The sequence below is a fragment of the Nonomuraea guangzhouensis genome, assembly GCF_019396345.1.
In the GTDB taxonomy this organism is placed as follows: Bacteria; Actinomycetota; Actinomycetes; order Streptosporangiales; family Streptosporangiaceae; genus Nonomuraea; species Nonomuraea guangzhouensis.
Genome location: NZ_JAHKRM010000004.1, coordinates 78,739 through 92,296, shown reverse-complemented (window position 1 = coordinate 92,296; position 13,558 = coordinate 78,739). Strand labels below are relative to the sequence as shown.

14 protein-coding genes are annotated in these 13,558 nt (G+C 70.2%); 3 read left to right on the top strand and 11 right to left on the bottom strand.

All coding sequences use genetic code 11. The features are described 5' to 3' along the window. The first annotated feature begins 17 nt into the window (after positions 1-17). Complete coding sequence (locus KME78_RS08615; protein WP_219528275.1) at positions 18-491, top strand: cupin domain-containing protein; 474 nt, start codon at positions 18-20, stop codon at positions 489-491. Positions 492-503: 12 nt separating this feature from the next. On the opposite strand, the gene KME78_RS08610 is transcribed toward KME78_RS08615, so the two are convergent. Beyond that, positions 504-1,469, bottom strand: coding sequence for an NAD-dependent epimerase/dehydratase family protein (locus tag KME78_RS08610; protein ID WP_219528274.1), 966 nt, complete (start codon positions 1,467-1,469; stop codon positions 504-506). Between the two features lie 104 nt (positions 1,470-1,573). On the opposite strand from KME78_RS08610, the gene KME78_RS08605 reads away from it, so the two are divergent. Continuing rightward, a complete protein-coding gene (locus KME78_RS08605; protein WP_219528273.1) occupies positions 1,574-2,176 on the top strand; it encodes a TetR/AcrR family transcriptional regulator in 603 nt (200 codons plus the stop codon). A 142-nt stretch (positions 2,177-2,318) separates the two neighbouring features. Here the strand turns inward: KME78_RS08605 and KME78_RS08600 are convergent, their stop codons facing one another. From KME78_RS08600 to KME78_RS08555, 10 genes are all read right to left on the bottom strand, one after another. Then, positions 2,319-3,134, bottom strand: a complete 816-nt coding sequence (locus tag KME78_RS08600; RefSeq protein WP_219528272.1) for an alpha/beta fold hydrolase — start codon at positions 3,132-3,134, stop codon at positions 2,319-2,321. A gap of 3 nt (positions 3,135-3,137) precedes the next feature. Then, complete coding sequence (locus KME78_RS08595; RefSeq protein WP_246650752.1) at positions 3,138-5,402, bottom strand: xanthine dehydrogenase family protein molybdopterin-binding subunit; 2,265 nt, start codon at positions 5,400-5,402, stop codon at positions 3,138-3,140. Between the two features lie 29 nt (positions 5,403-5,431). Beyond that, positions 5,432-6,412: an FAD binding domain-containing protein gene (locus KME78_RS08590; protein ID WP_219528271.1), complete on the bottom strand. Its 981-nt coding sequence runs from the start codon at positions 6,410-6,412 to the stop codon at positions 5,432-5,434. Continuing rightward, on the bottom strand, positions 6,409-6,912 hold the full coding sequence (locus tag KME78_RS08585) for a (2Fe-2S)-binding protein (protein ID WP_219528270.1): 504 nt from the start codon (positions 6,910-6,912) through the stop codon (positions 6,409-6,411). The genes KME78_RS08590 and KME78_RS08585 overlap by 4 nt, the downstream gene beginning before the upstream one ends. Positions 6,913-6,926: 14 nt before the next feature. After that, positions 6,927-8,345, bottom strand: a complete 1,419-nt coding sequence (locus KME78_RS08580; protein WP_308126852.1) for an MFS transporter — start codon at positions 8,343-8,345, stop codon at positions 6,927-6,929. Positions 8,346-8,460: 115 nt separating this feature from the next. Beyond that, on the bottom strand, positions 8,461-8,661 hold the full coding sequence (locus tag KME78_RS08575) for a hypothetical protein (RefSeq protein ID WP_219528269.1): 201 nt from the start codon (positions 8,659-8,661) through the stop codon (positions 8,461-8,463). 176 nt (positions 8,662-8,837) lie between these two features. Continuing rightward, on the bottom strand, positions 8,838-10,046 hold the full coding sequence (locus tag KME78_RS08570; RefSeq protein WP_219528268.1) for a hypothetical protein: 1,209 nt from the start codon (positions 10,044-10,046) through the stop codon (positions 8,838-8,840). Between the two features lie 83 nt (positions 10,047-10,129). Then, complete coding sequence (locus tag KME78_RS08565; RefSeq protein ID WP_219528267.1) at positions 10,130-11,140, bottom strand: cation diffusion facilitator family transporter; 1,011 nt, start codon at positions 11,138-11,140, stop codon at positions 10,130-10,132. 80 nt (positions 11,141-11,220) lie between these two features. Beyond that, complete coding sequence (locus KME78_RS08560) at positions 11,221-11,628, bottom strand: ArsR/SmtB family transcription factor (RefSeq protein ID WP_219528266.1); 408 nt, start codon at positions 11,626-11,628, stop codon at positions 11,221-11,223. Next, positions 11,625-12,920 carry an aminotransferase class V-fold PLP-dependent enzyme gene (locus KME78_RS08555; protein WP_219528265.1) on the bottom strand — a complete coding sequence of 432 codons (1,296 nt, stop codon included), beginning with the start codon at positions 12,918-12,920 and terminating at the stop codon, positions 11,625-11,627. The genes KME78_RS08560 and KME78_RS08555 overlap by 4 nt, the downstream gene beginning before the upstream one ends. A gap of 135 nt (positions 12,921-13,055) precedes the next feature. On the opposite strand from KME78_RS08555, the gene KME78_RS08550 reads away from it, so the two are divergent. Next, entirely contained in the window at positions 13,056-13,472 is a 417-nt protein-coding gene (locus KME78_RS08550) for a hypothetical protein (RefSeq protein WP_219528264.1), read from the top strand. The last annotated feature ends 86 nt before the right edge of the window (positions 13,473-13,558 follow it).

Here is a 13,558-nt window from a genome sequence, read left to right as displayed (position 1 = left end):
TAGGGAAAGTGGGAATTATGTACAAGCCGGAGGAGTGCGCCGAGCTGGCCCGCCGGGCCGCGGAGTCCGTCGACCTCGGCGAGCTGCCGCGGAGCGGACCCGGGGGCTATGTGCTGCTGTGGTCGGACGAGCACTCCATCGCCTGGCTCAACACCTGGTGGGAGGCCCGCGACACCGGCTTCCACGACCACGACGGATCGGCGGTCGGCGTGTACGTCCTGGCCGGCAGGGTGTCCAACGAAGGGCTCCCGATCGAAGGCACGCGGCGGGTCGGGTGGTACGGAGCGGGCGAGTCGTTCTCCTTCCCCGGCACCGGCATCCACCGGATGGATCACGAGGCGGGCGCGATCACGATCCACGTCTACTCGCCACCGCTGCGCGGCATCGGACACTACGAGGTGGTGGACGGGTTCCTGCGGCGCACGCCCGGCTCCCCCGACGAGGCCTCGCCGCCGAGCCCGGCACTACGCGAGGCGCTCGGCGTCGGCTGACACCTCTCACTACTAGGACACCGCGGTTCCCGGTGTGAGGTTCGCGCGGTACCAGTCAAGGGTGGCGGCGATGGCGTCGGCATGCGGTGTCGCGACGAACGGGCCGAACGTACGGGTGAACTTCGAGGCGTCGGCCACGAAGGGCCGATCGCGCTGGTACCAGGACTCGCCGAGGGCGCGAACGGTGGGATTCATCAGGCCGATGAGGCGTTGCATGGGGCGACCGAGGGCTGCCGTTCTGCCGGGTCGGCCCAGTTCGGCGAAGACCAGGTCGAGGAACTGCTGGCCGGTCAGGGGCGGTGCCGCCGGCAGGTGCCAGGCCTGGCCGTCGGCCCGCCCGTCGGTGCCGAGCACCACGAGCCCTTTGGCGATGTCGGGCAGGTAGCTGAGCGTGTGGGGCTGGTCCAGCCGCCCGGACCAGCGGGCGACCTTCCCGTCGAGCGCGGCGGCGAAAACTGTCGTACCGACGCTGGTGTTGACGCCGCCGGGGCCGTAGTAGTCGGAGGCCCTGCCGATGGCGACCCGCAGGGAGCCGGAGAGGTGTGCCGCCAGGAGCGCCTCGGCCATCTCGGCGCGGACACGGCCCATGGGATTGCGGGCGGCATACGGCATGTCCTCGGTCATGGGGCCGGCGACGGGGCCGTACATGTAGAGGTTGTCGGCAAAGACCAGCTTGGCTCCCGCGGCGGCCGCTCCCTGGCAAACCGCGTCGGTCAGGCTGGGGAACTCCTGCACCCACCGGTGGTAGGCGGGGGCGGCGCAGTGGTAGACGACCTGGGCGCCGTCACAGGCGGCCTTGGCGCCGGCGGATGTGGTGATGTCGCCTCGGTGGACCTCGACACCGGGCAGCGCCGGGACCCGGCCGCTGCGGTTGACCGCGCGGACGCGATGTCCCTGGGAGGCGAGCACACGGACCACGGAGCTGCCTACGGCGCCGCTGGCGCCAAGGACGACATGCAGGTCGGATACAGCGGGCACAGCGGCCTCCTCAAGTGGTTCTCCCCAGGGCCGGTGATCGGCCGCCGGAGAGCGGAGCAATTCCGTAATGCTGTTATGAAACAGCGTTACGCTATGCTTGTCAAATGGCCCGCCCACGCACACGCGACTACGACGAATTGCGCCGAGACCTCCTGGACGCAGCCGGCCGGCTGCTCGCCCAGGAAGGCCCGCAGGCGCTGAGCACCCGACGAGTGGCCCAGGAAGTCGGTACGTCCACCACGGCCGTGTACAACCTCTTCGGCGACAAGGCCGGCCTGCTGCGTGCGATGTTTCTGGAAGGGTTCGCCCGACTCGCCCAGGAGTTCGCCATGGTGCCGCGCGATGGCGACCCAGAGGACGATCTGATGGCCCTCGGATACGCCTACAGGGCCGCCGCCCTGGCCAACCCGCACCTGTACGAGCTGATGTTCGGACGGCCCATCGCGGACTTCCGGCCCGACGGGGCGGCGCTGGCTCAGATCCAGGAGACGTTCGACACCCTGGTGCGCGCCGTCGCGCGGTGCATCGATACGGGGCGGTTCGCCCCATCGGATCCTTACGAGGTCGCCGTCCACCTCAACGCCCTGGTGCACGGACTGGCGAGCCTGGAACTACAGGGCGCCTTGGCCGACCGCGATCAGGCCGACCGCCACTGGCGCATCGCCCTGGAGGCGACCTTCCGCGGCCACCGCGCCACCATGCCGTGACGTCGACGCGGCACCGCGTACGGTCGGTGGCTGGTCAAGGAGCTCGCCAAGGCGATCGAAACCACTCGGCAAGCCGAGGTGGCACAGCTGCAGAAGGTCGTCGACCGCCTCTGATCGAGGGATCCAGCGAGCTGCTCAGGTGTCACGAGCGCCTGGGCAGCAGGAACGGGGTCAAGCGTTGATACGTCTGATCAGGACAGTCGTCATGCAGTGAATGCCCGCAGCCGGTCAGGACGTGGACCTCGGCCGCGGGCAGCCGGTCGGCGAACCGATGGAGGAGCTCGACAGGCAGGAAGCGGTCCTGATCGCCCCACAGGAGGAGCACCGGTGCCTTCACCAGGTGCAGGTCCCGCTCGGTGGTCGTCCATCGTACGGATCGCTCGACCCTCAGCAGGGTCGCCCGGTTGCGCGGTGATCTCATCTCCGTGGCCGCCTCGCGCGCCAGGGCATAGGGGATGCGATCACGGTGGACGAAGGATTTACGCAGCAGGTGCCGTACCGACCACAGGGGCATGAGCCGTACGGCGAGTTCGCCGATGAGCGGCAGCCGCATGAGCCGGAACTCCCACACGTCGCGGACGTCGAGCCCGCCGGGAGCCAGCAGCGCCAGGCGGCTGACTCTGGCCGGGAACAGCTCCGCGAAACGCAGGGCGAACCCGCCGCCCCAGGAGTGGCCGACGATGGCGATCTCCGGCAGGTCCAGGGCGTTCAGGAATGCCGCGACGGAGTGAGCGATCGCGTCCACGTCATGCCCGAACGCCGGGTCGAGAACCACCGTGCGTCCCTGGCCGGGAGGGTCGAGGGCGTACACGGTGTGGTGCTCGGCGAGCACCTCGATCATCGCGTGGAACGAGAGCCGCCAGCCTCCGCTGCCGGGTAGCAGCAGCACGGGAGGACCGGATCCGGCCTTGCGGTAGCGGAACCGGGCGATGGGGGTGTCCACGTAAAGGTCGTCCATAGCTCACATCAGCTTGTCCGGAGTGATGGGAAGATCGCGCAGCCGCTTGCCGGTGGCGTGGTAGACGGCGTTGGCGATCGCCGCGGCCACCCCGACGATGCCGAGTTCGCCGATCCCTTTGGCGCCGAGCGGGGTCTGCGGGTCGGGCCGGTCGACGAAGCGCACGTCGATGTCGGGGACGTCGGCGTGGGTCGGCACGTGGTATTCGGCCAGGCCCGGGTTGGCGATCCGGCCGGTGCGCTCGTCGAACAGGGTCTCCTCGGTCAGCGCCATGCCGATGCCCATGATGATCCCGCCCGCCATCTGGCTGGTGGCCTGTTTCGGGCTGACGACGCGGCCGCCGTCGAACGCGCCGACCCAGCGGACCACGCGCACCTCGCCGGTGTCCTCGTCCACCCGCACCTCGCAGAAGTGCGCTCCATAGGTGTTGGTGGCGCGTTTGATCGTCTGGTACGGCAGCGCGGACGAGCCGGTCACCTCGAGCGACTCCCGGCCAGCGGCGGCGAGGATCCGCTGGTAGGTCATGCCACGGCCGTCCGGCAGGAACACGCCCTCGTCGCGCGTCTCCACCTCCTCGGGCCCCAGCCCAGCCAGCGGGGAGCCGGTGCCCTTGGTCAGCGCCAGCAACTCGCGTACCAGGGTGTCGCGGGCGGACCAGATGGCCGAGGCGATGGTGGTGGTGGCGGCCGAGGCGCCCGGGATGCGGGTCTTGGCCACGTTCGAGTCGCCGTGCAGGAAATGGATCTTGTCCATCGGCAGGCCCAGGCGCTGGGCGGCGTGCTGGGTCTGCGCGGTCGAGGTGCCGGCGCCCAGTTCGTTCGTGCTGCTGTGGATGGTGACGGTTCCGTCGGCGTCGAGCCGGAGTCTGACGGCCGCGACGAGTATGGCGTCGGGGTTGATCGCCGCCGCCATGCCGTACCCGATGAGGTGGTGCCCGTCGCGCATGGCGCGCGTCGCGGGCGGGCGGGCGCGCCAGCCGAACGCCTCCGCGCCGATCGCGTACGCCTCGCGCAGGTGACGGCTGGTGAAGCGGTTGCCGGAGACCGGGTCGCGGTCGGGCTCGTTGCGCAGGCGCAGGTCGAGCGGGTCCATGTCGAGCCGCCAGGCGAGCTCGTCCATCGCCGACTCCATCGCGAACGAGCCGGGCGCCACGCCGGGCCCGCGGAAGAACGCGTTCTGGATGCGGTCCACCCGCACCACCCGCTGGTGGGCGCCGATGTTGGGGCAGGCGTACAGGTGGCGGGAGGCGGCGATGGCGGCCTCGGCGAACTCGTCCGTCGTGCAGGTGGACAGCGCGTCATGCGTGATCGCGGTGAGCCGTCCTTGGGCGTCGGCGCCCAGCGCGATCCGGCTCCGGGTGGGCGCGCGCCCGCCGGTCATGTGGAAGGTCTGTGCCCGGGACAGGACGAGCTTGACGGGACGGCCGGCGAGTTTCGCGGCCGCCACCGCCAGCGACACGTGCGGCCAGGCCGTGGTCTTGCCGCCGAAGCCCCCTCCGATGTACGGCGCGAGCACGCGGACTCGCCCTTTCGGTAGCCCGAACTTCTTGGCGAGCATCTCCTTGACGCCATAGGGGTACTGCGAGGCGTCATAGACGGTGAGGTCGTCGCCGTCCCAGTGCGCCAGCGTCGCGTGGGGTTCCATGGCGTTGTGGTGTTCCAGCGGTGTGGTGTAGACGTGCTCCACCTTGACCTGCGCGTTCGCCAGGCCCGCGCGGGGATCGCCGACGAGGGTCCTGGCCTCCTCCAGCACCGCGTGGGCCGGGGTGAAGGCCGCCTCGGGGGTCATCGACAGCACGGCCGGTTCCTGCGCGTACCGTACGTCGATGAGCCTGGCCGCGTGCTCGGCCTGCTCGCGCGTCTCGGCCACGACGACCGCGACCGGCTGGCCGTTCCAGAAGATCTCATCGGTGTTGAGGATCGGCAGGCTCATGGCGGCCGCGGCGACCATTCCCTTGAGCGTGGCGTACGCCGCGGTCGGCTTCATCCTCGGCGCGTTCTGGTGCGTCATCACCAGGACGACGCTCGGGGCCGCGGCCGCTCTGGAGGAGTCGATGGCGAGGATGCGGCCCTTGGGGATCGTGCTGCCGACCGCGACCGCGTGGGCGAGCCCGGGGAGGTCGTGCTCGGCGGTGTAGCGGATGGCGCCGCTGACCTTGGCGCGTCCGTCGACCCTGTCGACCATCCGGCCGATCTCGCCCTTCTCCGTCGACAGCGGGTCGTGACGGCCATCCGGAAGCAGCCTGGCGATCTTGCCCACGGCTCTCATGCCGAGGCCGACTCCACGTGAGGTGAGGCTCATGACAGACCTGCCAGTTCGGTGAGCGTGCGACGGATCAGGCGTTCGGCCAGCTGCACCTTGAAGCCGTTGTGCCGCCGGGGGCGCGCCTCGGCGACCGCCTCCTCGGCGGCCAGACGGAACGCCGGCTCGTCCGCCACCGCGCCCGTCAGCATCTCCTCGGCCGAGTACGCCCGCCACGGCTTGTGCGCCACCCCGCCCAGCGCGATGCGTACCGCCGCCGTCCTGCCCCGCTCGACCCGCAGGAGTACGGCGACGCTCACGAGCGCGAACGCGTAGCTGGCACGGTCGCGGACCTTCACATAGGCCGCCTGCCCCGGCAGATCGGGCGGCAGGTCGACGCTCGTGATCAGCTCGCCGTCCCGCAACTCCGTCTCGACGTCCGGAGTGCGGCCAGGCAGCCGGTGGAAATCGGTGAACGGTACGGCTCGTCGCACCCCGCCGGGCCCCTGCACGTTGACGACGGCGTCGAGGGCGGCCAGCGCGACGCACATGTCGGACGGGTGCACCGCGATGCAGCTCTCGCTCGACCCCAGGACGGCGTGTGTGCGGTTGAATCCGTCGAGAGCGTCGCAGCCGGTGCGCGGCGCGCGTTTGTTACAGGCCGCCGCGGCGTCGTAGAAGTATCCACACCGGGTCCGCTGGAGCAGGTTCCCGCCGACCGTCGCCTTGTTGCGGAGCTGGGGCGAGGCGCCGTTCAGTATCGCCTTCGCGAGCAACGGGTAACGGTGACGGACCCGCTCGTCATGGGCCACCTGCGAGTTGCGGGCCAGCGCCCCCAGCCGCAGGCCACCGCCTGGCTGGTCCTCGATGCCGGCGAGCGGGAGCCGGGTGATGTCCACGAGCCGCTCCGGGCGCTCCACCTCCTCCCGCATGAGGTCGATCAGGTTCGTGCCACCGGCGAGATACCTGGCCGACCCTGCCGCCTGGTCGATCGCGTCGGAGACGGTCGCGGCCCGGACATAGGCAAACTCCTTCATGACCGCGCCACCTCGCGGATGGCGGCCACGATGCCGTTGTAGGCGCCGCAACGGCACAGGTTCCCCGCCATCCGCTCCCTGATCTCGGCGTCGGTGAGTGCTGCAGGGCTGGCTTCGGGTGACACAGCGCTCGGCATCCCGGCACGGTGCTCCGCGAGCATGGCGACGGTCGAGCAGATCTGCCCCGACGTGCAGTATCCGCACTGAAATCCGTCATGGGCCAGGAAGGCGTCCTGCACCCGGCCGCCCACCTCGTGAGCGGCCATGGCCTCGATCGTGGTGATCTCCATGTCCTCGCACTGCACGGCCGGCGCCAGGCAGGAGTTGATCCGCTGACTGTCGGCCAGCACCGTGCAGGCACCGCAGGCGCCCTGGTCGCAACCCTTCTTCGTGCCCGTCAGGCCGAGGTGCTCGCGCAGGCAGTCGAGCAGGCTCACCCGGGGATCCAGCTCCAGCTCGTACGACATGCCATTGACTCTCAACTGGACAGAAACGTTCATGACCGTCCCTCCCTTCAGTGGGCGTGTACGCCGGCGGGGAGCTGGGCCTTGCCCCTGGGCACCAGCGCCAGCGCGATGATCGCGGCCGCCCCGGCGCCGACGGCGCAGGCCGTGTAGGCGGCGGCGAATCCGGCCGTCGAAGCCTGCTCGATGCCGACGGCGGCGATCGTGGACAGGACCGCCGTGCCGATGGACCCGCCGACCTCGTGGAAGGTGTTGACCACGCCGGACGCCAGCCCGGCCTCGTGGTGCGCGACGAACCCGAGCGCCGTGGTGGTGGCGGCCACGAACACCGGCACCACGCCGGCGGCGCCGATGGTCAGCCCGATCACGATGCCCGCCGTACCCTCCGACAGCGCCAGCACCACGGCGCCGCCCCCGGCGAGGACGAGCCCGCCGACCGCGGCCACGCGGGCGCCGAGCCGCCCGATGAGGCGGCCCGCCAGATGCCCGGCGACGGCGGTCGCCACCGCGACCGGCAGGAACAGGAACCCGGCGGTGAGCGCGGACAGCCCCTGCACGCGCTGCAGGTACAGCGAACCGAGGAAGACGAAGCCCAGCAGCAGAGCGGTGCCGATCAGCATGAGGAACGCACCGGTGGCGACGGGACGGCGGCCCAGAACCCGCACGTCCATCAGCGGCTCCTGGACAGCCCGCTCCACCAGCGCGAACACGGCATAGCCGACCACGGCCCCGGCCAGCGCGACCAGCGTGGCGATGCTTGCCCAGCCCGCTTCTCCGGCGTTGACCAGGCCGAAGATGAGCGCCGCCGTCGCCCCCGTGACCAGCACGGCACCAGGCAGGTCCACCCGCCGCCGCACCTGAGGCCGGTCGGCGGGGACCAGGCGGGGCAGCAGGGCCAGTACGGCCAGCCCGACAGGCACGTTGATGAAGAACACCCACCGCCAGCCCGGCCCGGCCGCCAGCACGCCGCCGAGAATCGCGCCAACGGCGAACCCCACACCGCCCAGAGCAGCCCAGATGCCCAGCGCCTTGTTCCGCTCGGCTCCGTGGAAGGTCCGCGTGAGCGTGGCCAGCGCCGAGGGCGACAGCAGTGCGGCGCCGACGCCCTGGGCGAGCCTGCCGCCGATCAGCATGGGGCCACCGGTGGCCAAGCCGGTCACCAGCGAGGCGAGGACGAAGACGATCAGGCCGGTCAGCAGGACGCGACGGGCCCCGAAGGTGTCGCCGAGCCGCCCGCCCAGCAGCATGAGCCCGCCGAAGCACAGCGTGTACGAGGTGACCGCCCAGGTGAGCGGGACCCGGTCGAGACGCAGGTCGGCACCGATGCTGGGCAGCGCCACGTTGATCACGGTGACGTCAAGGATCAGCATGAACTGCGCCACGCACAGCAGGACCAGAGCCGTCCAGCGCCGCGGGTCCGTCGCCTCCGCCTGGTCCGGCGAGTGCGCGAAATGATGGCCGTGAGCCACAAGATCTCCCTAATATGAACAGCGATGTACGAGTTATCGTAGACGAATCTCCGAGTAACTTGAACATGCATGTTCAACTTAAGACGCCTATGGCGAGGGGCATTGGTGCGGGCGGTCAGAGTTCGTCGAGAACCTCGATGTCCTCGGCGGTGACCTCGCGGGCCACCGCGAACGCCTCGGTGGCCGCGGTGGTGCCGGGCAGCGTCTGGCGGGCCGCCCGCAGGCTGGCGGCCGAGTCCCAGCGCCAGACGCCGACCCAGGCGGGGTCGCCGCCCTGTGGTCGCAGGACGTCGATCCGCGGTACGTCGTCCAGCAAGGGGCGGCCAAGGCGCTGGTCGGCAAGCCGGGCGCACGCGCGGAGACGCCGGGGGAGGAGGTCGCCGATCTGCTGTACGGCCTGCTGTATCTCCTGTTCGTGAAGGAGCGGGGGCGGCCGCGTGGGCGCTGGGAGCGATGGGCCTTCGAGACCCTGCGTAACCAGCTCTGCTCGGATCAGCCGTGCAGGCCGTCGGGGTCGCAGTAGTCGACCTGGTTCGTCGGCTTGAAGTTGGACACGACGATCTCGCGTTTGAACGGGCCGCCGCGTGGCACGTCCTCGGCCGACACCTCATAGGTGAACTGCTGCATCGTCCGAAGCCGGGTGCCACCGATGACGACCGGGCGCCGGACCAGGTAGATGGCGGCCCACGGGCAGCAGTAGTAGCTGCCGTACGCGTTGCCCCCGGCATCGGTGGCGTAAGTTATGGCGCCACCGGTGAACGCGGCGTCGATCTCGGCCTGGATGCGCAGGGTGCGGGCCGGATCGGGGTCGTACTCCCACATCTCCTTGATCGCCTGCCGGGCGCGGGGATCCGACTGCCAGATGCCGCGCTTCTGCGGGTCGGTCAGGCACCAGGGATCGAAATTGCGCGCGTTCACCGGCGGCACCGCGACGGGAGGCACGGCCCGTCGCGCGTCCACCCCTTTGTAGCCGGCGATGAGTTGCGGCATCGCGGTCAACTGGCCGAGGTGGTAGTAGATCTCCAGCGCCCGCTGCAGCCGCTGCTCGATCGCCTCGTGCATGCGCGGGTTCGGGTTGGTGTGCAGCAGCCCTTCGGCGTAGTCGGCGGCGGTCGCGGCCTCGGCGACGAGTTGCCTGAGCCGCCGTAACGCGTTCAGGTGCCGGTCGGCGTCGGCGACCGTCTGCTCGAAGACGCCGAGCGCGACCTCGGCGTGCTGGCGGATCGCGCGGGACGCGGCGAGCATGCCGTGCAGGTGCGGCAGCGGACATGGGCTGGCCTCGGCCCACTCCGGCAGGTCGGCCGGGAGGAGTAGTTCCTGCTCCACCAGGTAGCCGGGATTGCCCGCCGCCTGCCGCGCCCGCGACACCCAGCCTTCGACCTGCGCGAAGCACGCCTCCACCTGCTGGGCGGTCACCGGCGGCACGAATCCGGAGGTACGGGGGTCGGCCGCGTAGTCGGCGTCCAGCAGGTGCTCGCCGATGGCCTGGAGGACGAACGCGTTCCACACGCACAGCAGTTGCCCGGCCGCCCCCTGCGGACCGTGCCACAGGTTCACCCCGTCCTGGGCCAACCGGCGCCGGAGGCTTTCCGCCTGCTCCAGCTCGGTGTACACGATCCCGCCCGCCCGCCGGTACGCTTCGAGCTCGTCGGCCCGGACCTCGCCCTTGAAGGCGGCGGCCATCCGCTTCATCATCCCCATGCGATCCCCTCACCCCGTACGTCGTCCGTCGTAGCGTAAGTCGGGATATGGGCGGCGATCTCCGACATACCTCAACGGTTTGATCACGGGTCGACAGGCAGATCCTTCGGCTGTGGCACCGAGGTTCCCTTGTGCGAGGGGCCGTGCGAGTCGGCGCAGTGCGCGTCCGCCTCGCCGATGGTCAGCAGCTCGGGCGGGGCGTGGTCGACCTGCAGGGTGGTGTGTTCGATGGCGTAGGTGTCGTGCAGCAGCCGCTCGGCGGCCACGCGTACGCCGTGGCAGTCGGCGCCCGGCGTGACCAGGATGTGCGCCGACAGGGCGGCGTAGCCGGAGGTGACCTCCCAGACGTGCAGGTCGTGGACCTCGACGACGTGGTCCAGGGCGGCCGCCCGCTGGCCGATCTCGGCGGGGTTCATGCCCACGGGCGCGGCCTCCATGAACACCCGGCCGGCGTCGCGCACCAGCCCCCAGCCCGCCTTGAGCATCAGCCCCGCCACCACCAGGGCGGCGATCGCGTCGGCCTGCGCCCAGCCGGTCAGCCACACCACCGCGCCCGCCACCGTGGTGGCGATGAAGGCGAACAGGTCGTTGAGGATGTGCTGGTAGGCGCCCTCGACGTTCAGGCTGGAACGGTTGGCGCGCGACAGCAGCCAGGTGGCCGCCAGGTTGACGGCGATCCCGGCCAGCCCGGTCACCACCACGTACAGGCCCTCCACCTGGGAGGGCTCGAGGATCCGGCGGATGCCTTCGTAGATGAAGTAGGCACTCAACAGCAGCAGCGTGATGCCATTGACCTGGGCCGAGATGATCTCGGCCCGCTTCAGCCCGTAGGTGAAGCCACCCTGCGGGGGCCGGGCGGCGATGCGCATCGCGATCAGGGCGAAGACGATGGCCACCGCGTCGGTCAGCATGTGCCCGGCGTCGGAGATCAGCGCCAGTGACTGCGCCACCAGGCCGATGACGACCTCGATCGCCATGAAGCCGACGATCAGCGCCAGGGCGCCGCCCAGGTAACGGCGATCGGCGTCCACGCTGACGGCGTGCCCGTGCCCGTGCCCGTGCCCGTGGCCACCGTGGTGATGCTCTTCCGCCATGATGTCCTCTCAAACTAATACATGAACAGATGCTCAGATGTGAGGGTCGCAGGACTGCCGTCGATCTGTCAATCGTCCTCCTACGCCTCTCGTTCGGGGTGGATCGCCTGCGTGTGGGCCGTGTGGGCGGCGGCCAGGTCCAGCAGCATGCGGACGTGCGCGTCGTCGAGCCGGTAGTAGGCCATCCGGCCGGCCCGCCGTACCGAGACCACGCGATGCGCCCGGAGCAGGCGCAGGGCGTGGGAGGTGGCGGACTCGCTCAACCCGCTCACCACCGCTAGGTCGCACACGCAGAGCTCTCCCTCGAGCAGCGCCATGAGCAGCCGCAACCGGCCGGGGTCGGAGAGCAACCCGAAGACGTCGGCGGTGTCGGTCAGGTCGGTCTCCGCCGGCATGCGCGCGTGCACGGCCGCGACCCGCTCCGCGTCGACCACCCTGGTGCTGCAGCTGTCGACGTCCGTCACTTGATTAGCTGAAGATGCGTTCATGCGTCAACCATAGGGCGCGAGGTGGCGAGGTCGCGCAGTGCCAGGGCGAGCCGGTCGACGTCGTCCGCAGAGGTGAACAGGGCGGGAGTCACCCGGACGCAGTCGCCCGCGCTGACGCCGCCGCGGCGGACGGTGAAGATGCGGTGGCGGCTCATCAGGTGGTCGGTGATGGCGAGGTTGTCGGCCTCGCTGGTACGCCCGCTCACCCGGAACGCGGTGATGGCGCCGTACATGGCGGGATCCTCGGGCGTGAGGATCTCCACGCCGGGGACGTCACGCACCTGGTGGACCCACCGGTCGCGCAGGTAGCGCAGGCGTGCCTGCTTGCGCGCCGCGCCGAGAGCGTCATGGAAGTCCAGGGCCGCGCCGACGGTGAGGATCGGGGCGACGTCCATGGTGCCGGAGTGGACCCGGGAGCGGATGTCCTGCGGGGGATAGGTCTCATCGGCGAAGACGCGGTCGACGTCGGCCAGGCGGTCCTGGCGAATGTAAAGGAACCCGGATCCCAAGGGCGCGCCCATCCACTTGTGCAGCGAGAACGCGGCGAACTCCGCGTCGAGGTCGGCGATGGTGAAGTCCAGTTGACCCCAGGAATGGGCGGCATCGACGATGACGTCGACGCCGTGGGCGCGGGCCAGCGCGGTGATCTGCTTGACCGGCAGCACCAGACCGGTGCGGTTGTTCATGTGCGACAGCAGGAGCAGCTTGACTCCCGGGCGCTCGCGCAGGGCTTGGGCGTAGGTGTCCAGCACCGCTCGCCGGGTCGCCGGTTCCGGGATGACGAGCCGCTCGACCCGTACGGTGCGGCGGTCGCGCAGCCAGTTCATCGCGTACTGGGCGCTGTGATAGTCCAGGTCGGCGTACATGACCGCGTCGCCGGGGCGGAGCCCGCGGTAGCCCGCGATCAGATTCTGCAGGGCCTCGGTGCCCCCGCGGGTCAGCGCGATCTCCTCCATCGCGACGCCCAGCAGGGCGGCGATGCGCTGCCGGACCTGGTCGGCCTGGGCCTTGTACGTGGTGCGCAGCAGGTAGGAGCTGACCTCGTTGAGGTGGTCGACGTTGCGGTGATAGGCCCGCCGTACGGGCTCGGGCATGATGCCGTAGTAGCCGTTCTCCAGGTTGACGAACTCCGCGCTCACCCGGAACTGCCGTGCGACGGCGGCCCAGAAGGGCTCATCGCGGGCCAGCCGCTCGGGCGCGACGCCCGGGGGAACGATCAGTGGATCGGCGAGGACGGGGCCGGCGGCCAGTGCGCCGAGCCCGGCCACCATCCTGCGTCGAGACAGGCTCATAGCACGGCAGGATAACCATTCTGGCGAAATGTATTTCGTTGAAATATGGCATGTCGCGAACAGGGAACCCTGCTTTACGGAAACCTTTGTCTTCGCTGGGCGCGTTCTGCCGCGCGCCGGGCATCATTGCCAGTGATGCTCGCGACCCGATCAATTCGTTCTCGCCGTCCGGCCCCATGGAGTGCCGGCCGGCTGCTCGCGAACGCCCTGGTCGTCCTCGTCATGATCATTGGTGTGGTGTTCGCCCATGGCGGCGGGTGCGCGGCCGTGATGCTGTCGGAAGCGGGCGCGCACGCCGGGCACAGCGTCCGGTTCACCCCGATCACGTCGGTGAGCTCGCCGGATGTGCGGTGTCTGCATCGCGAGCTGCCGGTCGGTCATCATCACGGGACGGAAGAGGACTGCTCGGCCGGCGTGTCGGTGTCCTTCGACCTGCCGGCGGGCTCCTGCGCTTCCTCGGCGCAGGTCGCCGGGAGACCTCCGGTGGTCTCGGGGGACAGGTCGCCACCGGCTTTGCCCGGTTTCGCGGAATTCTGCGCCCTGCGTATATAGGACGTCGACCCTTTTATCATCGTCGTCCATTTCCGTCAGCCCGGCGGTTATTCCGTCTTGCCCGGAGAGAATCATTCGCATCGGGG